The organism is Gordonia sp. i37, assembly GCF_002043085.1.
GTDB classification, from domain to species: Bacteria; Actinomycetota; Actinomycetes; order Mycobacteriales; family Mycobacteriaceae; genus Gordonia; species Gordonia polyisoprenivorans.
In genome coordinates this window covers 1-20,647 of record NZ_MVPX01000530.1, presented here as the reverse complement: position 1 = coordinate 20,647, position 20,647 = coordinate 1, and the positions used below count along the sequence as shown (strand labels likewise).

The 20,647-nt window shown below is 67.6% G+C and carries 18 protein-coding genes and 1 riboswitch; of the genes, 7 read left to right on the top strand and 11 right to left on the bottom strand.

Going from position 1 to position 20,647, the window contains the following annotated elements:
- The 3 genes from B1964_RS26350 to B1964_RS26340 form a co-directional block, all read right to left on the bottom strand.
- A partial coding sequence (locus B1964_RS26350) for a DUF4350 domain-containing protein (protein WP_253194208.1) occupies positions 1-921 on the bottom strand: 921 nt, incomplete at its 3' end.
- Positions 918-1,595 carry a DUF4129 domain-containing protein gene (locus tag B1964_RS26345; RefSeq protein ID WP_006368018.1) on the bottom strand — a complete coding sequence of 226 codons (678 nt, stop codon included), beginning with the start codon at positions 1,593-1,595 and terminating at the stop codon, positions 918-920. The genes B1964_RS26345 and B1964_RS26350, both read right to left, overlap by 4 nt.
- A complete protein-coding gene (locus B1964_RS26340; RefSeq protein ID WP_079931912.1) occupies positions 1,580-2,497 on the bottom strand; it encodes a hypothetical protein in 918 nt (305 codons plus the stop codon). Before B1964_RS26340 ends, B1964_RS26345 begins: the two co-directional genes overlap by 16 nt.
- A 455-nt stretch (positions 2,498-2,952) precedes the next feature.
- Between B1964_RS26340 and B1964_RS26335 the strand changes: the two genes are divergently transcribed.
- On the top strand, positions 2,953-3,363 hold the full coding sequence (locus B1964_RS26335) for a nuclear transport factor 2 family protein (RefSeq protein ID WP_006368015.1): 411 nt from the start codon (positions 2,953-2,955) through the stop codon (positions 3,361-3,363).
- Between the two features lie 21 nt (positions 3,364-3,384).
- Here B1964_RS26335 and B1964_RS26330 read toward each other — a convergent pair whose 3' ends face one another.
- Positions 3,385-4,134 (bottom strand): SDR family oxidoreductase, encoded by a 750-nt coding sequence (locus B1964_RS26330; protein ID WP_079931911.1) that lies wholly within the window; start codon positions 4,132-4,134, stop codon positions 3,385-3,387.
- An 81-nt stretch (positions 4,135-4,215) separates the two neighbouring features.
- Here B1964_RS26330 and B1964_RS26325 point away from each other — a divergent pair, with 81 nt between their 5' ends.
- Positions 4,216-5,556, top strand: coding sequence for an amylo-alpha-1,6-glucosidase (locus tag B1964_RS26325; RefSeq protein WP_006368013.1), 1,341 nt, complete (start codon positions 4,216-4,218; stop codon positions 5,554-5,556).
- An 81-nt stretch (positions 5,557-5,637) separates the two neighbouring features.
- On the opposite strand, the gene B1964_RS26320 is transcribed toward B1964_RS26325, so the two are convergent.
- Together B1964_RS26320 and B1964_RS26315 are read right to left on the bottom strand one after the other, a co-directional pair.
- Complete coding sequence (locus B1964_RS26320; RefSeq protein ID WP_079931910.1) at positions 5,638-6,906, bottom strand: MFS transporter; 1,269 nt, start codon at positions 6,904-6,906, stop codon at positions 5,638-5,640.
- Positions 6,903-7,376: a MarR family transcriptional regulator gene (locus tag B1964_RS26315; RefSeq protein WP_014362084.1), complete on the bottom strand. Its 474-nt coding sequence runs from the start codon at positions 7,374-7,376 to the stop codon at positions 6,903-6,905. Before B1964_RS26315 ends, B1964_RS26320 begins: the two co-directional genes overlap by 4 nt.
- A 58-nt stretch (positions 7,377-7,434) precedes the next feature.
- Between B1964_RS26315 and B1964_RS26310 the strand changes: the two genes are divergently transcribed.
- Positions 7,435-7,662 carry a PLDc N-terminal domain-containing protein gene (locus B1964_RS26310; RefSeq protein WP_079931914.1) on the top strand — a complete coding sequence of 76 codons (228 nt, stop codon included), beginning with the start codon at positions 7,435-7,437 and terminating at the stop codon, positions 7,660-7,662.
- On the opposite strand, the gene B1964_RS26305 is transcribed toward B1964_RS26310, so the two are convergent.
- Positions 7,652-9,754, bottom strand: coding sequence for a PhoX family phosphatase (locus B1964_RS26305; RefSeq protein WP_079931909.1), 2,103 nt, complete (start codon positions 9,752-9,754; stop codon positions 7,652-7,654). The genes B1964_RS26310 and B1964_RS26305 overlap by 11 nt on opposite strands.
- Positions 9,755-9,930: 176 nt before the next feature.
- On the opposite strand from B1964_RS26305, the gene B1964_RS26300 reads away from it, so the two are divergent.
- Positions 9,931-10,773 carry a phytanoyl-CoA dioxygenase family protein gene (locus tag B1964_RS26300; protein ID WP_079931908.1) on the top strand — a complete coding sequence of 281 codons (843 nt, stop codon included), beginning with the start codon at positions 9,931-9,933 and terminating at the stop codon, positions 10,771-10,773.
- Positions 10,774-10,847: 74 nt separating this feature from the next.
- On the opposite strand, the gene B1964_RS26295 is transcribed toward B1964_RS26300, so the two are convergent.
- Positions 10,848-12,911: a TPM domain-containing protein gene (locus B1964_RS26295; RefSeq protein WP_079931907.1), complete on the bottom strand. Its 2,064-nt coding sequence runs from the start codon at positions 12,909-12,911 to the stop codon at positions 10,848-10,850.
- A 170-nt stretch (positions 12,912-13,081) separates the two neighbouring features.
- A riboswitch (M-box (ykoK) riboswitch) is annotated at positions 13,082-13,254 on the top strand.
- Between the two features lie 270 nt (positions 13,255-13,524).
- Here B1964_RS26295 and B1964_RS26290 point away from each other — a divergent pair.
- Complete coding sequence (locus B1964_RS26290; protein ID WP_079931906.1) at positions 13,525-15,288, top strand: ABC transporter permease subunit; 1,764 nt, start codon at positions 13,525-13,527, stop codon at positions 15,286-15,288.
- 25 nt (positions 15,289-15,313) lie between these two features.
- A complete protein-coding gene (locus B1964_RS26285) occupies positions 15,314-16,669 on the top strand; it encodes a nitrate/sulfonate/bicarbonate ABC transporter ATP-binding protein (protein ID WP_079931905.1) in 1,356 nt (451 codons plus the stop codon).
- A 36-nt stretch (positions 16,670-16,705) separates the two neighbouring features.
- Here B1964_RS26285 and B1964_RS26280 read toward each other — a convergent pair whose 3' ends face one another.
- The gene (locus B1964_RS26280) at positions 16,706-17,524 is read right to left on the bottom strand and encodes a DUF1295 domain-containing protein (protein ID WP_079931904.1); all 819 of its coding nucleotides are present in this window, start codon (positions 17,522-17,524) and stop codon (positions 16,706-16,708) included.
- A 9-nt stretch (positions 17,525-17,533) separates the two neighbouring features.
- Entirely contained in the window at positions 17,534-18,316 is a 783-nt protein-coding gene (locus B1964_RS26275; protein ID WP_079931903.1) for an LLM class F420-dependent oxidoreductase, read from the bottom strand.
- 138 nt (positions 18,317-18,454) lie between these two features.
- Between B1964_RS26275 and B1964_RS26270 the strand changes: the two genes are divergently transcribed.
- Positions 18,455-19,057: a class I SAM-dependent methyltransferase gene (locus B1964_RS26270; RefSeq protein ID WP_079931902.1), complete on the top strand. Its 603-nt coding sequence runs from the start codon at positions 18,455-18,457 to the stop codon at positions 19,055-19,057.
- Positions 19,058-19,061: 4 nt separating this feature from the next.
- Here B1964_RS26270 and B1964_RS26265 read toward each other — a convergent pair whose 3' ends face one another.
- Positions 19,062-20,267: an aminotransferase class I/II-fold pyridoxal phosphate-dependent enzyme gene (locus B1964_RS26265; RefSeq protein ID WP_079931901.1), complete on the bottom strand. Its 1,206-nt coding sequence runs from the start codon at positions 20,265-20,267 to the stop codon at positions 19,062-19,064.
- Positions 20,268-20,647 lie beyond the last annotated feature (380 nt).

Here is a 20,647-nt window from a genome sequence, read left to right as displayed (position 1 = left end):
CCGCCCCCGCCAGAGAATCAGCGCCAGCACCGCGAAGAACGCCAGCAGGAACAACGGCCCGACGGCCCGCGGGAACACCGATTGAGAGTTGTGCTGGTCGGAGTTCGAATTCTGATCCGACACCTTGTCATCGCGTTGCGGGACGTACCAGAGGACATGATCGGTGGTGGCAATGGTGCGTATCGCGACGCCGGAGTTGTCGTAGCGCGCCAGATTCTGGTTGAGGGTCATCGGGGCGGTCATCGCCACCACCGGCGGGCCGCCCAGATCGGCGGGCACGCTGACCATGTTGACGCCGTTGTTCTGTCCGCGTGAGAAGCATTGGGTCACACCGGTCGTCGTATCCAGTCCGCCGGCAAAGCCGTTTCCCGGGTCGGAGGTGACGACGTCGGAGGGTGAGATGCCCTCAAGGGTGCAGTCGGCCTTGCTCACCGATAGGAGGCTTTCGCCGTAGGAGGTGCTGACCTGCGAGGTGAAGGCGGCGAGCAGCGGGTACGACGGATCGATCAGGACGACCCGATGCGCCGACCGCACCCGGTCGTAGATGGCTTCGGCGACATCGGTGGAGATCACCGCCTGGCCGCTGATGACCACGGTGGTATCGGCACCGGGGGTCGAAGTCGTCCGCAGGCTGTCGAGACCGCGGACGACCGAGACGTTCACGCCGTGGTCGTCGATGATGGACGCGAGCGCGCTCGTTCCGTCGGAGCCACGATTGCCGGGATCGAGCGGGGTGGTGTTCGACGAGCGGTTCCCGGCCGCGGAGACCAGCGCGAGCACCGCGAGTACGAGGACCACCGCAACGACGACACCGCCGACCACCCACCACACCCAACGCCCTGATCGAGTCCGTCCGGGTCCCGGCGTATTCGGCTCCCCGCCGGTCTTCTCGAGTGTCGGTGTGGTGTTCGGCGTGCTCATCGTGGCACCGCATACGTTGCGCCGGAGCCGACGCCGTTCTCCGCGGACGGTCGTGCCGAACGCAGCTCGGCGTCGAGGGTCAACAGTCGTCGGGCCTCGTCGGCCGTCGCCGATGCATGACCGTAGGCGACGCGGTCGAACAGGTCGGCGGCCGCGCCCAGATCGGCCGCATGGTCGGCGAACACCGGGCGCAGCCGGGTCGCGACCTCATGTGCGGTCAACGACGGCAGATCGTCGAGCACGGTGCGCTCGATGCAGCGTCGGGTCAGAGCGCGCATCGCGAAGACGACGGCACCGTTCGTGTCTCCTTCTGCGAGCAACGATTCGGCGCGGGCGCGCAAGGTGCGCGCCGATGACGGATCGTCGGACAGCACACTGCGATCGACGTCGGCGGCAGCGGTACGCGGGGTACGGCGCATGAATCTGATGCCGTAGATCAGCAGGGCGACCACCACGAGTGCCGCGATGATCGCGATGATGCCCGGCACGGTCTTGCCCGCACCCACCACATCGAGCAGGCGATCGGTGATCCAGCGCCCGATGTCGTCGCCGAGCCGGTCGGCGGCGCTGGGTCCCGAACCCCGCGAATCCGACCACGCGTCGCGGGCCCACTGGCGAGCCTCGTCGTTGCCCGGCGTCAAGCCGTCGGCCAGCACGGTCAGCGCGGCGCCCACGGCACACCCCCTCCGGACAAGGACTGGTTCAACTCGATGTCGAAGCCCTCCTTGCGGATTCGGGCATCGACATGCATCAGTGCCGACGCCACCGCGATCAGCGGCTGTACGAGCGCTGCGACGAGCACCGCCAGCACGACGGCGACGACACCGCCGAGCACACCACCGCCGAGGCCGGTCACCGCATCGACGACCTGCGACAGCACGAGCTCGATGACCACGGTGATGAGGTTCAGCAACAGGACCACAGCGAAGTAGCAGCCGAACGATCGCCGGGTCAGTGTGACCGAACGCGCCAGGGCGGCAACGGGACCCAGACCCTCGACGGCAGCCGCGGGCACCGTCAGCGACATCCGGATGTAGAGCCACGAGTATCCGAGCACCAGCACCGCAGTGACGATCAGCACCGCGACGAGCGTACCGACGCCCGCCGAATCGAGACCGAGCTCGATCACAACGAGGGCAGGAATGAAGCACACGAGAGTCACCAGCCCGAGAAGCGCTGTGCCGCCAAGGATTCGCCATATCGATCCGCGCATGAATCGCCACGACTCGATCCACCCCGAGCGGACACCCATGACATCGCGCGCGACCGGGTAGGCCACCAGTCCGGCGAGCATCCATCGCCCGACCCACGCGGCGTCCGATATAGCGTCGGGCCCGCCGGCCAGCCATGCTTCCGCATCGAAGAGTCCCGAGTCGCTCACCATCCGAACAACCACCAAGACCAGTAGGCCGCCGACCGTGACGACCCCACTCACCACCGCCGACCACCCGAAGTAGACGCGCGGATTACCGAAGATCGCCGCGAACGTGCCGCTGATCAGATCGCCGACGTTCAGCGGACGCAGCGGGATGATGCCCGGTTTGTGCGTCGGCGGGGGACCGAAGTGGCCTGGCATATACCGAGGATCCTGCGACGCGGCACCCGGCTGCCCGCCGACCGCAGTCCCCCACTGGGGGCCGGTGATCGGCGGAGGCGGTGGTGTCGGCGTCGATGTCCATTCGTCGGCCGCGCCGGACGGCGCAGGTGGAATGTGGCCCGCTCGCTCCGCTCCCGGCGCCGGCGCATCGTGGCCCGCTCGCTCCGCTCCCGGCGCCACCCACCCCGGATCCCGAGAGCCGTCTCCCGGTGGCTGGCTCATGGGGCTCCCTCGACGAACCGATGATCGCGTCCGCGCCGTTGTCGGACACACAGTGTGTGCGCGAACCTATCAAATTCGCGATGTCCGATGCTGTGCGGACAGCTGTGGGTATCGGTTGTCCGGATGACCGAAGAACCCATTCCCGCCAGGTGCGCGCCGCTGCTATCGTCAAACGAGAACACGTTCTAATTATTCAGCAGAGGGGACAGTCGATGAGCGTCGAACAGGACAGCAGTGCGCAGGACTCCGACAGGGCGCAGGCCCGGATCACCGAGGTCGTCGAGAACTACATCGACTTCCTGACCAACGGCACCGCCGAACAGATCGCCGACCTCTACGCACCCGACGCGACCGTCGAGGACCCGATCGGCGCAGACGTTCGCAACACCCGCGAGCAACTCGTCGAGTTCTACTCGATCATCACGAACATGGACGAGCGCACCGCAACTCTGAAGTGGAAGAAAATCGCCGGCGACACCGCGGTCTTCGAGTTCACCCTCGTCACCGGAACCTCCGGCATGCGCTTCGAGATCACCCCGGTCGACATCATGGTCTTCGACGCCGACGGCAAGATCGCCTCGATGCGAGCGGTGTGGCAACCCAGCGACCTCGTCCAGCTCTGAAACGTCACAGGTGATCGGCGGTCATCGGCCCGTCGGCCGCAGCACGATCTCGGCGGGATGGGCATCGGCAGGAGTGTGGATGGCATGTACGACGGCCGCCGCGACGGACTCCGGCTTGAGGAACTGACCCGGGTCGTACTCCTTGCCCTCGATGGCGATCAGGTCGCGCTGCATGTCGGTGTCGATCCGACCGGGGAAGACCGACGTGACCCGCAACGATGGTTCCTCGAGGCGTAGCGCGTCGGCGAGCGCGCGCAGCCCGAACTTGCTCGCCGCGTAGGCGGCCCAGCCCGGATTGGCGCGCAGGCCCGCACCCGAGTTGATGAAGACGACGTGCCCGCCCGATGCACGCAGCGCCGGGAGCAGGACGCGGGTCAGCTCCGCCGCCGCGATGAGATTGACCTCGAGAAGGTGACGCCATTCGTCGACGGGAGTCTCCCTGACCGGCAACAAACTGCTCCCGACACCCGCGCTGTGCACGAGCACATCCAGCGACGAGATGGCCTCCGCGGCCGCCTCCACCTCCTCGTGATCGGTCAAGTCGACCGCAAACGTCGATGCGCGGTGACTATTCGGCCCGCTCGCTCCGCTCCCGGCGCCGTGACTATTCGGCCCGCTCGCTCCGCTCCCGGCGCCGTCCAATTCTGTGGCCAGCGCGTCGAGCTCAGCCGACGGACGCCCGCCGAGTAGCAGATCGTGGGTCGGGGCGAGTTGACGGGCGATGGCGGCGCCGAGGCCGCGACTGGCCCCGGTGATCAATGCGGTGGACATGATCCGAGTTTAGAACCCGGCATTGCGGCGCCGGCCGATCCTCATCCGGCGCCGATGAGCACGGCGGGGCAGAATCTCCGCATGGCGCGCAACGGTTTCACCCCCACCCAGCTCGCGGCACGCGCCGCGTACCTGTTGCGCGGCAACGACCTGGGCACGATGACCAGTGCCGCCCCTCGCCTGTACCCGCACATGTGGAGTTGGGATGCGGCGTTCGTCACCGTGGGACTGGCGCCGCTGTCGGTGGAACGCGCGGTCATCGAGATGGACACGTTGCTCTCGGCGCAGTGGTCCAACGGGATGATCCCGCACATCGTGTTCGCCAATGGCCGCGACGGCTACTTCCCCGGACCCCGACGCTGGGAGTGCGCGCGCCTGGCCGAGTGCGCACCGGACTACCCCGACACCTCCGGGATCACCCAGCCGCCCGTGCACGCGATCGCCGTGCAACGCATCCTGGACCACTCGCGACGCCACGGTCGCACCACCCGCTCGATGGCCAACGAGTTCATCGACCGGCGGTGGGGCGCCCTCGTGCGCTGGCACCGCTGGCTCGCGCACGCCCGTGACCCCAACGGTCGTGGACGCATCACGATCTATCACGGGTGGGAGTCAGGGATGGACAACTCCCCGCGCTGGGACAAGCCCTACGCGGGGGTGACCCCCGGCGACGATCTCCCCCCGTACCAGCGCGCCGACCTCGACCACGTCACCGACCTGTCGATGCGACCCACCGACCACGAGTACGACCGCTATATCTGGCTGGTCGAGGAGATGAAGCGCGCCAACTACGACGACGAGTTGCTCCCCAAGGTGATGAGTTTCGCCGTGGAGGACGTTTTCGTCAGTGCCATCTTCTCGCTCGCCTGCGACGTGCTGGCGACCATCGGGGAGGACTACTCCAAACCGCGGTCCGACGTCCGGGACCTTCGGGCCTGGGCCGATCGTTACCGGACCGGTGTGGCCGCGGCGTCCAACGAACGTAACGGCGCAGCAAGGGATTTCGACCTCCGGGCCGACAGGTGGATCACCACCGAGACGATCGCGCAGTTCGCGCCGCTGCTGTGCGGCGGCCTGTCGCGCGAGCAGGAGCGTGCACTGCTCCGCCTGTTCGACGGACCGCGGTTCTGCGGACATCCGGACCTGCGTTACGCCGTGCCGCCGTCGACGTCGCCGATCTCCGCGGACTTCCGGTCGCGCGAGTACTGGCGCGGCCCGGTCTGGCCGGTGATGACGTGGTTGTTCAGTTGGGCGTTCGCGCGGCGGGGCTGGCCCGAGCGATCGGCGCGACTGCGCGAGGAAGGTCTGCGTCAGGCCACCGACGGCGCCTTCGCCGAGTACTACGAACCCTTCACCGGCGAACCGCTCGGCAGCATGCAGCAGAGTTGGACCGCCGCGTCGGTGCTGGATTGGTTGGACTGACACACACAGAGCGACACACGAAGACCGCCCACCCGGTGGGTGAGCGGTCTTGGATGAGAACGGGTCCCAGGACTCCCGGCCTCAGTACTCCTCGGCCCCGACGAGCACCGCTTCTTCGGCCACCTCGTGGGATTCGGCGCCGGTGGTGCGGACGAAGCTCACCGCGATGACGGCGACGACGCAGTACGCGGCGGCGAACCACCACGGGGCGGCCGTCGAGGAGAACCACTCGGCGAGATGTGCGACGAGAACGGCGGCCACCGCCGCACCGGCCCACCGCAGGAACGAGTAGCCGGCGCTCGAGACCGACCGCGGCGTCGAGCCGTCTCCCGACCCCATCGCGACACCGGTGAACAGCGTGTTGAGCACACCGGACGGGATGCCCGACAGGACGACGGCGAGTCCGATCAGCCACACGTGACCGGTGAAGGTGCCGACGCCGGCCAGTGCCATCACCACGGCGTACGCGGCGATCGCCGACATCACGCCACCACGCTGGCCGAGCGCCTCGGCAATGCGCGGTGCGACGAAGACACCGGCGAGTGCGGTGAGCAGACCCCAACCGAAGAAGATCAGTCCGGCCCAGATGGGCTTGAGCCCCATGGCAATCGGTGCCCAGGCGATGACGGTGAACAGAGCGCCGGTGTAGAAGGCGGAGCCGATCGAGGTGATCAGCAACGTACGGTTGCGCAGCGCCTTGATGGGATCGAGGATCGCCACCGGCTCGCGACTGGTGCGCGGCCCGTCGGCGGGGAGCATCACCGCGCACAGGATGGCGCCGATCAGCATGAGGATCGCGGTGCCACCGAACGGTGCACGCCAGGTCCACGAGCCGAGGATCGCCCCGAGCAATGGCCCGACGGCCAGGCCGACGCCCAATGCGGCCTCGTACAGCATGATCGCGCCGTGCGTGGAGCCCTTGGCCGAGCTCACGATGAAGGCGAGTGCGGTGGCGATGAACAGCGCGTTGCCCAGTCCCCAGATCACCCGGTAGGCGATCAACTGGTCGATGCCGCCGGCGAACGCGGAGATGGCCGCGGCGATGACGATCAGTGAAAGCCCTACGGTCAGTGTGCGTTTCGGGCCGAATCGGTAGGCAGACCAGCCGGTGATCAGCATGGCGACGCACTGTACGCCGACGTACACGCCGAAGAGCAGGGTCAGCTTGTCCGGCGGCGCGTTGAGCGCCTCGGCGATGCTGTTGAGGATCGGGTCGACCAGGCCGATCCCCATGAACGCGATGACCGCGGCGAACGCGGTCACCCAGACGGTGCGAGGTTGTGCGGCGAAGGTGGCGAGCAGTGAGTGGTCGTCGGATGTGGCTGTGGCAGCCGGTGTTCGGGTGGTCATTGGTCTCCTCGTTGACGTGTCGGAACGGTGCCCTCGAGCACTTCGTGCAGCGCTCGCAGGGCCGGTGCGGCGGCGGCCAGCGCGGCGCGGTCGTCGTCGGAGAGTTCGGCGATGGCGTGGGCGAGCACGTCATCGCGCTGTTCGCGAACCCGTTGGAGCACCGCCCGGCCGTGGTCGGTCAGTGAGACCAGCACGGCGCGGCGATCGGTCGGATCGGGTTCGCGCAGGACCAGCCCGTTGCGGATGAGACCGTCGACGAGGCTGGTGGCGGTGGGCATGCGGATGGATTCGCGTGCGGCGAAGTCACCCATGCGCATCGGTCCGTGGTCGAGCAGGGTCGCCAGGCCGGAGGCCTGGGCCGACGAATACTCGGGAATCGGTGTGTGGCGTCGCAACATCAGGTACAGACGGGTCAGGTCCGGGCGAATGGCTCGGGCGAGGGAAGCGGTGTCCTGATGCGCGGCGGTCACACTTCGTAAGTCTAATACTTAGAGATATGAAATAAAAGCGGTGGGTACTGTGACCTGTGTGACCCGACGCAAGAAGAAGTTCTCCGAACTGTCCCCACGGTCGCGGACGGCGATCCGCGTCGGCGCATTCGCGCAGATCGCGCTGCAGGCGGCGGCACTCTGGGATCTGTCCCGCCGCCCGGCAGCCGAGATCCGCGGCACCAAACGAGCGTGGGTGGCCGCGTCCTTCGTGAACTACTTCGGCCCCATCGCGTACTTCGTCTGGGGCCGCGACGTCAGGCGTTGACGCCGATCGCACCACCGTCGCGCCACACCGCCACCACCGAGGGCCGCGGTTGTGAGTTCCCGCCGTCGGGCCAGTGCGACATCGGATTGTCCGCGGAGTGGTCGTCATCCTCGCCCGGGTGCTGCACGCACACCACGACGCGGTCGTCGGCGATGATCGGTCCGCACGTCTCACCGCCGGCCGGCACGGTGAGGAACTGCTTGGTCTCGCCGCGCCGAGGTCCGTCGAGCGCGACCGCGAAGAGACCGTCGTTGCTGTCGAGGGCGTTGCCGTCGGTGGAGATCCACAGGTTGCCGTGCGGATCGAAGGCCACGTTGTCCGGGCACGAGATCGGGCTCACCGCGGTCTTGTCGAAACCCGCGTAGTAGGTGTCGGCCTCGGCCGGATCCCCGCACACCAGAAGCAGATTCCAGGTGAACTCGGTGCCCGCGTGGTCGTCATCGATCTCGATGATCTGACCGTTCTTGTTCTCGTTGCGCGGATTGGCGGTGTCGGCGGCGGCCTTGCCCTTTGTGCCGCGCTTGGTGTTGTTGGTCAGTGCGCAATACACCTTGCCGGTCTGCGGATGCGGCTCGATGTCCTCGGGACGGTCCATCTTGGTGGCACCGGCCTTGTCCGCGGCGACCCGGGTGAACACCGCCACCTGCTGCGGTGTCATGCCCTCGACATGAGAAGTGGCCGAACCGTTCTCGTCGACGGTCAGCAGCTTGTGCCAGCGACCGGTGCCGGTGAACCCACCGTCGGGTACCCGGCCGCTGCCGTCGATCTGCTCGGGATGATCACCGGTGAAGCTTGCGACGTAGAGGGTGCCCTCGTCGAGGATTCGTAGGTTCGCCGCACGCGCGGTCTTCGAGCGTCCCTCGGAGACTTTGCGGCTCGAGACGAGTTTGTAGATGTACTCGAAGCGTTCGTCGTCGCCGCTGTAGGCGACGACGGTGCCGGCATTCGAACCACCCTGCACCACATGGATGGTCGCCGACTCGTGTTTGAGCCTACCCAGCGCGCTGTGCTTGATCGGCGTCGACGCCGGGTCCTGCGGATCGACCTCGACGACATAACCGAACCTGTTGGCCTCGTTGGGTTCCTGCGCGAGATCAAAGCGTGTCTCGTAGCGACCCCACTGGTGATAGTCGGCGTCGTCGGCAAAGGAGTAGCGCTCGAGGTTCTCGACGGCGGCGGGTTCGGTCACCCGACTCGCGTTGGGGAAGTAGTTGTTGAAGTTCTCCTCACCGGAGAGCATCGTGCCCCACGGAGTGATGCCACCGGAGCAGTTGCCGATCGTGCCGAGCACGGTCGTTCCGGCCGGATCCGCCGAGGTGCGAACGTATTCGCTGCCGGCCGCCGGCCCGGTCAGCCGGAACGGGGTCGACGCGGTGATACGCCGATTCCGTTCCCCGACAACCGGAGTCAACGCACCCGAGCGGGGGACCGCGGCCACCTCGACGACGGTGATCCCGTGCGCGGCCATCGAGATGCGGGCCTGTTGCTCGGTCGGCTCCTTGGGCACATATCCGCGGAACATGAACTCCTCGGTCGTGTACTCCTGGTTCACCACCAGATAGAAGTGGTCGGGAGCACCGCTGCCACCATTGACGCCGTCGATCGGGATGAGCCCGGCGAAGTCGTTGTTGAAGCCGAACTGCATGGCCTGCGCCTGCGGCGTCTGGTTGTCGAAGTCGAAAGCGGGTGCACCGGGCAGCACCGGGTCACCCCACCGGATCACCACCTGCTGGCGATACCCGTCCGGGATCACCACCGCGTCGGTGGTGTTGGGGGCCACCGGTCTGAAATCCATGCCGGGCCGCGGTGTCGCCGACGCGGTGCTCGCCGCGTCGTCACCACAGGCCGCGAGTAGCGAGGTGGCCGCGACGCTGCCCGCCACCACGGCCGACCCCTTGAGGAATCCACGTCGAGACACCCCGGCGCGCACGATGTCTCGGAAGTAGGCGTTGTCGCTGGTGTTGCCGGGCTCGTGCCAGCAGGCCTCACCGCACTTGTATCGGCAGGTGATCCGGGCGCGCGCAGAGGTGCCGACGCCGGCATTGCGGGCGGCGTCATGTGCGGAGGTGAACAGCTGCAACGGAATACGCACGAGGAAGACCTCCGGAACTGGGGTGGACGACGATTGTCCGCAAAGGGCTGTTTGCGAACCTTGTCAGACCGTAGGGAGGCCGGTCGAACCGGCGGAGATCTCCGGGTGAACGCGGGACGAACAGCCGGTGCGCGCTCGCACGGCGAGGTGCGACGCACCGGACTATCGTGACGCCCATGATCGGCGAACCGGGCATCTTCACCCCCGACCAGACCACCGAACTCGCGCGGTTCTATCACGCGAACGGGTACGCGACGCTGCGCGGACTACTCGACGCCGGGGGAATCGCCGTGATCGAACGCGAGTGTGTTTCGGCTCAGGACAGGGTGATTCGTGGTGAGCTCGACGCCCGCTACGGTTCGACGGTGTTCCTCGACGACGCATCGAAGGCGCAACGATTCGCCAACTACGTCGAGTACGTCAACGAACTCGCCCCGTCGGTGCCCGCACTCCTGGCCGACGAGGCGTTGCTCGCCGCGGTCCGGGCGGCGATCGGTGAGAACGCGTGGCTGCGTTCCGACGACGGGTTCGGAGTGGTCTACCAAGATGCCCGCCCGGGCCGCGAGTCGGGGTACTCGCGCATCGGCTGGCATTCGGATTGGCAGGCCAGCCCCAGCATGGACATCTGGCCGTCGGCGGCCTTCACCATCCACATCGACGCCACCTCACCGGCCAACGGCTTCCTCCGCGTGGTGCCCGGCAGTCATCGCTGGGCCACACCCGCACCGTTTCGCAACGTCAACAACGTCGAGGTACCGGCGACCGCGGTGCCCGCCCGCGGATGGACCAACGCCGCACCGCCGTTCGCGATGCCGCTCGGATTCGAGAAGGTGCCCGGCGAGATCGGTGTCTACCTCGAGCGCGGCGACATCTTGCTGCACGACGGATACCTGTGGCATTCCGCAGCGCGCGCCACCGACGACGACACCCCCCGCCGACATGTGCGCGGCGGGTTCTTCGCGGGGACCCGGCCACCGGCCGGCGCCCCGGCCGAGTTCGTCAAGAACGCCGCCCGCTGAAACCTCGTGCCGCGCAACCCCTTGTGTGAACCCGTTGTGCCGCAGCGCCACCCGACATCACCGACCGGGCACGCTCAGAACCGACCGCCGACCCCGATCCGGCCGGAACTCGACGATCCGCCGAACGACCCGGGACTACGCCCACCACTGGTGTAGCCGCCCCCGAAACCACCACCACCGAAACCGCCACCGCCGCGCATCGTTCCGCGTAGGAAGCTGTCGACCAGGATGCCACCGAGAACCGCTCCGGCCGTGGATGATCCGTGCGTTCGCGGTTGCTGACCCTGCTGCCAGCCGACCACGTCTCCCTGCGCGGCCATCAGCGCCTGATCGGCCAGCGAGCCCGCACGCCGGGCCGCATCGGCGGCTGCGAGGGGATCGGTGGCGCCGGTGTTCTGCGCGCTGGCCAGCAATCGCTCGGCCTCGGAGAGGCGGGTCCGCGCGACCGACTGCACCGCACCGCGTCGGGTACCGATGAAATCGCGTGCCGCCGACACCTTCGCCTGCGCCGATGTCAGTGCCGCACCGAGCATCTCGGACCGCCGTGTGCGCTCGGCAGCCGCCCCGCGCGCGGCGTCGAGAGCCTTGTCCAGTGCGGCGTCGGCGTCGACGAGGGAGGTGAACACGCCGAGCGGGTCGGCGTCGAATCCGGTGCGCGCGGCCTGCAGGGCCGTGGTCGCCGTCGCGGCCGCCGACGCCAGCTCCGGCCCGCCGTCGGCACCGAACTGCGCGGCCTCGGCCAGCTCTCCCTCGACCTCGGTGATCAGCGCGGGCATACGGGAGTGCGCGGCGGCGATATTGTCCTCGGCGTTGTCGATGGCGTCGAGCAGGCGGGTCGCCTGGGCGATCGCGCCCTCCGCGGCGCGGATGTCGGCGACCGCCGGACCCTGTTCTCCGGCCGGCCGGGAGATCGCCTCGCGCCCCTGATCGGCGCTGCGCTCGGCGAATCCGATCTCCTGACGAGCCAGCTCCACGTTGTGCAGGATCGAGGCGCACTGTTGCGCACCGTGACGTGAGACGAGCGCCTCGAGCTGCCCGGCCGAGGCGTCGGCGCGGGTACGCAGATCGACCAGCCGGCGGGTGATCTCGTCGAACCGGGCGTCGGCGTTGATCAGCAGGTTGCGCATCTCGTCGAACGCCGCCACCTGTGCGTCGAGGGCGCCGTCGGCGTCGGTGCAGGCGGTGATGATCTGCAGCAGCATCGATCGTTGCTCGTCGGGGGTCTCGGGGATGTTGTCGTCGAGACGCTGGCGCACCGTGAACGACGCCGCCAGCGCCTCTCGCGCTCGCGCCACCGCGGCGGTGAACGGAGCGGTCTGCGCCTCACCGAACTCGCCGACCGCGAGCCGCAATTCCTCCTCGCTGGTGCGGATCGCATTGTCGGTGTCGGTGAGCACCTCCCGCGACCACGGGTCGAGCACATCGAGCGGTTGCGCGGCCAACTGGTCGACGGTCAGTTCCTGCTCCCGCAGCGTCTCGAGTCCGCTGTCGAGGGCGCGGCGTTTGCGCCGACGGGAGTAAACCCACGCCCCTCCGGCACCGACGACGGCGACACCGGCCACCGAGCCGGCGACGATCAGTCCGGTGTGCGACGGGGTGAGGGCATCGGAGAGGCCGTCGGCGGCTGCTACCCCGGCGCCCGGAAAGTTGCCCTTCTTGAGAGCGGGAACGATGTCGCCGGTCGCGATGTCGGACAGGTTCGACTGGGTCACGCCGTCAACGAAGCCGATGGTGCCGAACCAGTAGGCACGGTCCTCGGTGGCGACGGCGAGTAGCACCTCGTGGTCGTCGAGCCCACTGAGCTCGGCGGCCTTGCGACCCCACTCCTCGGGGTTCTGGCCGTCGAAATTCTTGACGTAGACCACCCACAGCTGAACGCTGTGATCGTTGTACAGATTGTCGGTCGCCGTCTGGATCTGGGCGCGCTGATCGACCGACAGGACACCCGCCGGATCGGAGATCGGCTCGGGTAGACGGGTCGGCGGCTCGGCGTGGGCCGCGCCCGTCCCGAGCAGAAGCGGTCCGAACAGAACGGCAGCGAGGAAAACCACCGCCGCGAGTCCGCGGGTGGCCGGCGCGACAGGCCCCGACGATCGCATCGCGTGCCGGGTCTGCCCCGGCGATCCCGAACACAGCATGTCACTCAATCTAGGGCATCGGGGCGCGGGTTCCGGCGAGGTGAGGTGCGTCGGGCAGCGACCGGCTTGCCCGAAATGCGGCCCGCAGCCGGTGGCAGGTCGTCGGGATTGCCGGGGTCGGCGGTGCCGGGCTTGCGCGCGGCGCACTTCGGTGCCAACCTTGCTTCGCAAGGTGCGCTTGTTCGCTGAGGCTCCTTCGCGGAAACAGGCCAGCGACCCCGAACGTCGAGAGACGCCAAGGGTCAGGACAGATTCATTCGGATCAAGGGTGAGTCCCGATTGGCTCCCGTCGTCGTACGGGTGACGCCGCGAAGTGCCAAAGGTCTGACGAGGAGACGTAGGAGGTGGGCACATGAGTGACGGCCCGTCTATATCCGGTACCCGGCGCTGACGCGGGTACCACCCCCATTGATCAACTGACTCTTCCGGCTGCCCGCCGGTCCGTCGTCGTGCTCGCGCTGCCGCACGACGGGTCCGACGCGGCCGCTCATTGCTGTGCCATCGGGTAGCTGACGCCCGAGGAGTCCCTTGTGCCACCGGTACTGTCCGCCAACGGTACTGTCCGCCAACGGCACTGTCCACCAACTGCGCTGTCCGCGAAAGGCTTTCAGACATGACCACAGTTCTGCGTCGGGGCGCGCCGCCGACCGCCGGGCGGCCCGAACGGGTACGTCCACGCGCCTGGCCCGCCGACATCCTGGTGCTCGTCGGGGCGGCTGCCCTGATCTGGTGCATCATCACCCTGGCCCACGCCATGGGCGCACCCGCCGATTTGGCCGGCGCCCCATCGTCGATCGACACCGATCCCGCGAAACTTCCCTATTACGCGGCACGTTCGCTTCTCCGGATGTTCATCGGCCTGGGGTTGTCGATCGTGTTCACCCTCGTGTACGCGACGCTGGCAGCCCGGTCGCGGCGGGCACGGACGGTGCTGTTGCCGATTCTCGATATCCTGCAATCGGTTCCGATTCTCGGCTTCCTGTCGGTGACCGTGACGTTCTTCGTCGCCCTGTTCCCCGGATCGGAACTCGGCCTGGAGTGCGCGTCGATCTTCGCGATCTTCACCTCGATGGCCTGGAACATCACGTTCGCCTTCTACCAGTCGCTCGTCAGCCAGCCCCGCGATCTCACCGAGGCCGCGGTGAACCTGAGAATGACGCGCTGGCAACGGTTCTGGCGACTCGACGTGCCCAGTGGCCTGATCCCGATGGTGTGGAACGCGATGATGAGCTTCGGTGGTGCGTGGTTCTTTCTCACCGCGTCGGAGGCGGTCACCGTCGGCGGCAAGTCCTACGCACTGCCAGGGATCGGCGCCTACGTCGCCTCGGCGTCGGATGCCGGTCAGCTGTCCCGGATCTGGTGGGCGATCCTGACGATGGTGATCGTCGTCGTAGCCCTCAACGCGGTGTTCTGGAGCCCGTTGACCGCCTGGGTCGAGCGGTTCCGTATCGAGAACTCGGCATCCGGGGTGGAACCCAAATCGATGATGCTCTCGCTGCTGCGCCGCTCGAACGCCGGCCGGGCCGCGGGTATCGTGTTCGCGCCGGTGGCCGCCTTCCTCGATCGGGTCTGCGGATTCCTCGGTGGCCGTACGCAACCGGTGACGACGACCACGGCGGCCCGCCGCCGCACCGGCGATGTGGTCTTCGTCGTCGCGGTGCTCGCGGTTCTGGTCTACACGACCTGGCGGGTGGTCGAATCGATCGCGGCCTGGGCCGATCTCGCCACCGTCGGCAGTGTATTCGCAATGGGCCTGGCGACCATGGCCCGCGTGGTGGCGCTGATGATCGTCGCCAGCGCGATCTGGGTGCCGATCGGTGTGATCATCGGCCTCAACCCGAGGCTGACCCGGATGTTGCAGCCGGTGGTGCAGGTGTGTGCCAGCTTCCCGGCGAACTTCTTGTTCCCGATGGTGATGGCCGTGTTCATCGCCTGGCACATTCCGCTGAACATCGGCGGCATCGTCCTGATGGCCCTCGGTACGCAGTGGTACATCCTGTTCAACGTGATCGCCGGGGCGGGCGCAATCCCCAACGATCTGCTCGAGGCGTCCCGGGACATGCGGCTGCCCCGGGTGTTGCGTTGGCGATATGTGTTGCTGCCGGGCATCTTCGCCAGTTTCGTGACCGGCGGCATCACCGCGGCCGGCGGGGCGTGGAACGCCTCCATCGTCGCCGAACTCGTCAGTTACAACGGGACCGACCACCATGCCTACGGACTGGGCAACTACATCGCCGAACAGACCGCATCGTCGGCGCCGGGACACACCGCGCTGCTGTTGCTGGGCATCGTCGTGATGTGTCTGTTCGTCGTCGCCACCAACGCTGCCTTCTGGCGCCGGCTCTATGCCCTTGCCGTGCGCCGCTACTCACTGTGAAACAGCTTGCGAAAGAGGAAATCTCATGACTGTCACCATCACCGACGAGCAGACCCGTGGTGCCACCGGGCCCGCACCCCTGATCGAGATCAGCGGATTGACCAAGAGTTTCGACGGCCCGCGCGGTGACGTGCTGACCGTGCTCGACGGCATCGACCTCCGTATCGAACCAGGTGAGATCGTTGCCCTTCTCGGCCGTTCCGGATCGGGTAAGTCGACGCTGCTGCGCATCATCGCCGGGCTGATCCCGGCCAGCACCGGGTCGGTACTCGCCAACGGCAAGGAGCTGTCGGGGGCCAACGCGTCGACGGCCATGGTTTTCCAGTCGTTCGCGCTGATGCCCTGGCTGACGGTGCAGGCCAACGTCGAGCTCGGGCTGGCCGCACTCGGTGTGAGCCCCGACGAGAGGCGTCGGCGCGCCTTGGCCGCCATCGACACCATCGGATTGGACGGATTCGAATCCGCTTACCCGCGTGAGCTTTCCGGCGGCATGAGGCAACGCGTCGGATTCGCGCGGGCGTTGGTGCTGCAGCCCGACCTGCTGCTGATGGACGAGCCGTTCTCCGCCCTCGACGTGCTGACCGCGGAGAACCTGCGCAACGAGTTGATCGATCTGTGGACCGGATCGGACTTCCCGACCAAGAGCATCTGCATCGTGACCCACAACATCGAGGAGGCGGTGCTGCTCGCCGACCGCGTCGTCGTCCTCGGTTCCAAGCCCGGCCGCATCATCCACGAGGCACGGGTTCCGATGCCCCGGCCCCGGGATCGGGAGTCGCCGCAGTTCGTGTCGTTGGTCGACGAGCTGTACGGCGTGCTCACCGGACGGTTCGACCCGAACGGGTCGGTACCGGCGTCCGAGCCGAATGCCGTTGCTGCCGAAGCGACCCCGGTGAACCGGCCGCTGCCCGCCGCGTCGGTCGGCGGGATCGCCGGACTCATCGAGATCCTCGTCGCGCAAGGTGGCGACGCCGATCTTCCCGACCTCGCCACCACCCTCAACTTCGAGATCGACGACCTCCTCCCGCTCGTCGACGCCGCGGTGCTGCTCGGCCTGATGGAGGCCCGGGACGGTGACCTGCTCATCACCGAGGTCGGTACGCGCTTCGACTGCGCCAGCATCCAGGACAGCAAGGAGATCTTCGCCACCCAGGCCAGTACGCGGGCGCCGTTGGTACGCACCATCATCCGCGCCCTGCGCAGCAGTGCCGACGGCAAACTGCGGGCCGGGTTCTTCCTCGACCTGCTCAGCCGCGGATTCGGTACCGCCGACGCCGAACGGCAGTTCGCGATCGCCGTGGACTGGGGACGCTACGGGGAGATGTTCGACTACGACTCGGACTCCGACCAGGTCTCGCTCGATCCGGCGTTCAAGGGGTGAGCCGTGGCGCCCGAGGTATGAGCGCAGCGCTCGGCGTCACGACGTGGCGCCGAGCGTGCGGTGCCGCGGTGGCAAGGGCACGAAACCCGCGGTGCGGCGCTGATAGTCGGCGTACTCCGGGTACTTGCCCAACGTGATCGACTCGGTGAACTTCGTCGACCCGACGAACAACAGGGTCAAGAGGACGGCGCCGAGGACGGTCGGCTGCAGCACCGAGCCCGCTGCCGAGGCCCCGAACGCGAAGATCACCCACCACTGCGCCTGTTCGCAGAAGTAATTGGGGTGACGGCAGTAGCGGAACAGGCCCTCGGTGAGGAAGCGCGACGGCGGCGTGGCGCCCTGCGCCAGCGTCTCCGCCTTGCGCCGGTGGAACTCCCATTGCTGATGATCGGCAACGGTTTCACCGGCGAGGAACGCCACGAACAGCAGGGCGAGGATCACGTCGAGCACACCGAAACCGCCGGGATGGCGCAGCGCGGTGTAACCCGGCAGGGTGATCAACACCAGCAGCAGGTTCTGGTAGATGACGATGAAGAACAGGTTGAACAGGGCGAATTGCCATCCGCTCATCTTCGATCGGAGGATCTGCCACCGGTAGTCCTCCATGCCGGTGTAACCACCGCGTCGGGCGAAGTTGAACGTGAGCCGTGCGCCCCACGCGGTGACCAGCACCGTCATCACCCACAGCCGTGGGTCGTCGAAACCGGCTGCGCCGCAGAAGATCCACATGTAGACCACCGGGGTGATCGACCAGATCCGATCCACCCACGAGGTGTCGCCGGTGATCAGCGACGCCACCCAGCATCCTGCGCAGACGACCGCCGCGACGATTCCGACGACCCACAGCACCGACATGACGTCAGCTCATCCGCGCCAGCGGCACAGTGCCTCGACGGCGGTCATGTCGTAGTCGGGGCCGGTGATGCCCACGGTCAGCAGGGTCACGCCTTCGGCGCTGATGGCGTCGGCGTCGCGGAGCAGGGCATCGACGTCGTCCTTGTACTGCACGCCCGCGGACCGCTCGATGGTCTCCGGGTCGCGGCCGGCGGCGGCGCAGTGCTCGGCGAGCACCTTGGACTTGTGGCGGTAGGTCTCGACGTCGTTGAAGCCGTGCCACGCGTCGCCGTACTGTGCGACGAGGGGCAGCGTCTTGCGCTCGCCGCTGCCGCCGATCAGCACCGGGATGTGGCGGGTGGGTGCCGGATTGAGCTTCTTCAGCCGCGAGTCGATACGCGGCAACGCCTCTGCGAGGTCGGCGAGTCGCGACCCGGCGGTCCCGAACTCGTAGCCGTACTCGTCGTAGTCCTTCTGGAACCAGCCGGCGCCGATGCCGAGGATCAGCCGGCCTCCGGAGATGTGGTCGACGGTGCGTGCCATGTCGGCGAGCAGTTCGGGGTTGCGGTAGGAGTTGCAGGTGACCAGCGCGCCGATCTCCACACGCTCGGTCTGCTCGGCCCAAGCGCCGAGCATCGTCCAGCACTCGAAGTGGGCGCCCTCGGGATCGCCGTAGAGCGGATAAAAGTGATCCCAGTTGAAGATGACGTCGACGCCGGCATCCTCGGCGCGCAGAACCGCGTCGCGGATGAGGGAATAGTCGGGAGCGTGCTGGGGCTGGATCTGGACACCGATGCGAATGGGGAATGCCATGGCTCCCAGTCTGCCCCCACGGGCCGGGTGTGCGCACCCCCCGTTTGTCCGGAGTGGACTACGTCGCCCTCGGGGCCACTTCTTGCCACTGGGGCAAGGGGCGTCGACGTTCGGGTGCGGTCGTGCCAGAGTCGAGGCATGAGCACTCCAGACGGCAATCCCCACACCGCGGACGAATGGGATGCGCGGTATCGCGATACCGACAAGTTGTGGACGAGCGACGTCAATCCCGCACTACCGATCGAGGTTTCGGATCTGACACCCGCCACGGCGCTGGAAGTGGGATCCGGTGAGGGAGCAGACGCCCGGTGGCTCGCCGACCACGGATGGCAGGTCACCGCGCTCGACATCTCCCAGGTCGCCGTCGACCGCGCGCGGGAGATCGATACGCGTCCGGCGATCACCTGGTTGCAGGCCGATCTCGTCGCCGACGATGTCCCGGGTCGCGATTTCGCACTGGTCACCGCCCACTACTTCCCGATTGCAGCGGCCGATGTGGCGGTGGCGCGCAAGCTCATCGATGCGGTCGGACCAGGCGGAACGCTGCTGGTGGTGGCACATGCCCCCGAGGGTGTGCGAGCCCACGGTTTCGATCCGGCCGACTACGTTCAGCCCGACGACATCGCCGAGATGCTGGGCGACGGTTGGCAGGTGATCACGCACGAGACCCGTGAACGGGGGCGCCCCGCCGGCGGCGGGCGCCACATCGACGACGTGGTACTGCGGGCCCGGCGCACGTAGATCGCTAGTTCTGACTGCGAGCGTCGACGACGCGCGCGATCCGTTCGATCGCTTCGGTCAGTACCTCGGGTGAGCACGCGACGTTGATCCGTGCGAATCCTTTGCCCTGATCGCCGAAGGCGGGACCCCGGTGGAGGGCAACGCGCCCTTCATTGAGGATCGGTACGGCCGGATCGTCACCGAGGCCGGTATCGCCGAAGTCGAGCCAGGTGAGGTACGAGGCGTGCGGCCGGGTGTAGCGGACCTGCGGAAGGTGTTGTGCGACCAGCTGTTCCAACAGGTCGAGGCTGCCGCCGATGGTGTTGAGCGTCGCTGCGAGGTAGTCGTCGCCGTGGGTGTAGGCGGCCGCGGAGGCGGCACGGCCGAGAATGCTGGTCCGGAAGGCGACCTCGTGCGGTTGGCGTCGAACGACGGCGCGCATGAGGTCACTCCCGACTACGGTGAGCGCGCACTTGGTGCCGGCGATGTTGAACGCCTTGCTCGCGGAATGGGCGGCGATGCCGACCTTGCGAGCGGCACCGCTGACGGACAGGAACGGCACGAAGGGTGGAGCCTCCGGCGTGATGTCCGGCGGGTGCACCAGCGGGGCGTGGATCTCGTCGCTGATGACGACGGCACCGTGATCGTCGGCCATCTCTGCCAGGGCGATGAGATCCTCGCGCGGGTGCACGAGGCCGAGCGGATTGTGCGGATGACAGAGCAGGATAGCGCGTGTGCCCGCAGCGAATTCCGCGCCGATCGCGTCGAGATCGAGGCGGTAGCCGGTGGGACGGGCCGAGTCTGCGACCAGGGGTACCTGGTGGAGGCGGCCGCCGGCTTCCGGGATGAGTTCGAAGAACGGCGGGTACACCGGCGGCGTGATGATCACTCGGTCGCCGGGTGAGATCGCGGCCCGGAGTGCTTCGACGATCACCACGCTGACGTCGGTGGTGAGGTGAACGTCGTCGGGGTCGACGCGCCAGCCCCAGTGCCGTTCGGCGAACCCGGAGAACGCCGGTCCCACACTGCCGGTGGTGCCGGCGTAACCGAGGTCGGAGGTCTCGATCTGGGTGCGCATGGCGTTGGCCACGACCGGCGCGATCGGATAGTCCATCTCCGCCACGAACAACGGCAACACGTCGTCGGGGTAGCTGCGCCACTTCTCGCTGTTGCGCCGACGCAGCTCCGCCAGCGACGGCGCCGTCGGTCTCGGCAGCTCTCGACCGGTCATGTCCTCTTGTCTAGCACCGCTGTGGGCTTTTCGATGTCGGCTGTCGGTGGTCTCGAGACCTCGTCGCTGGCGCTCCTCGACACCTCGACCAAACCTCGACCATCCGGGGGCCTCGCCGGCTATCACAGAAGACCGCCGGGACACTTCAATCTCGGTGGTCGAGGTGCCGAGGAGCGTTAGCGACGAGCCCTGCTTCCCGGTGGTCGAGGTGCCGAGGAGCGATAGCGACGAGCCTCGAGACCTGTTGCACCGCTGCTGGTTTCCGACCCCGGACCGAGTACGTGACGGGTCTAGAGTCCGCGGTCGCCGAGCAGTTGGGTGAGTCGGGTTTCGATCGGCGAGTCCAGACCAGGGTCGGGGGTGAGGATCTCGACGAGGTC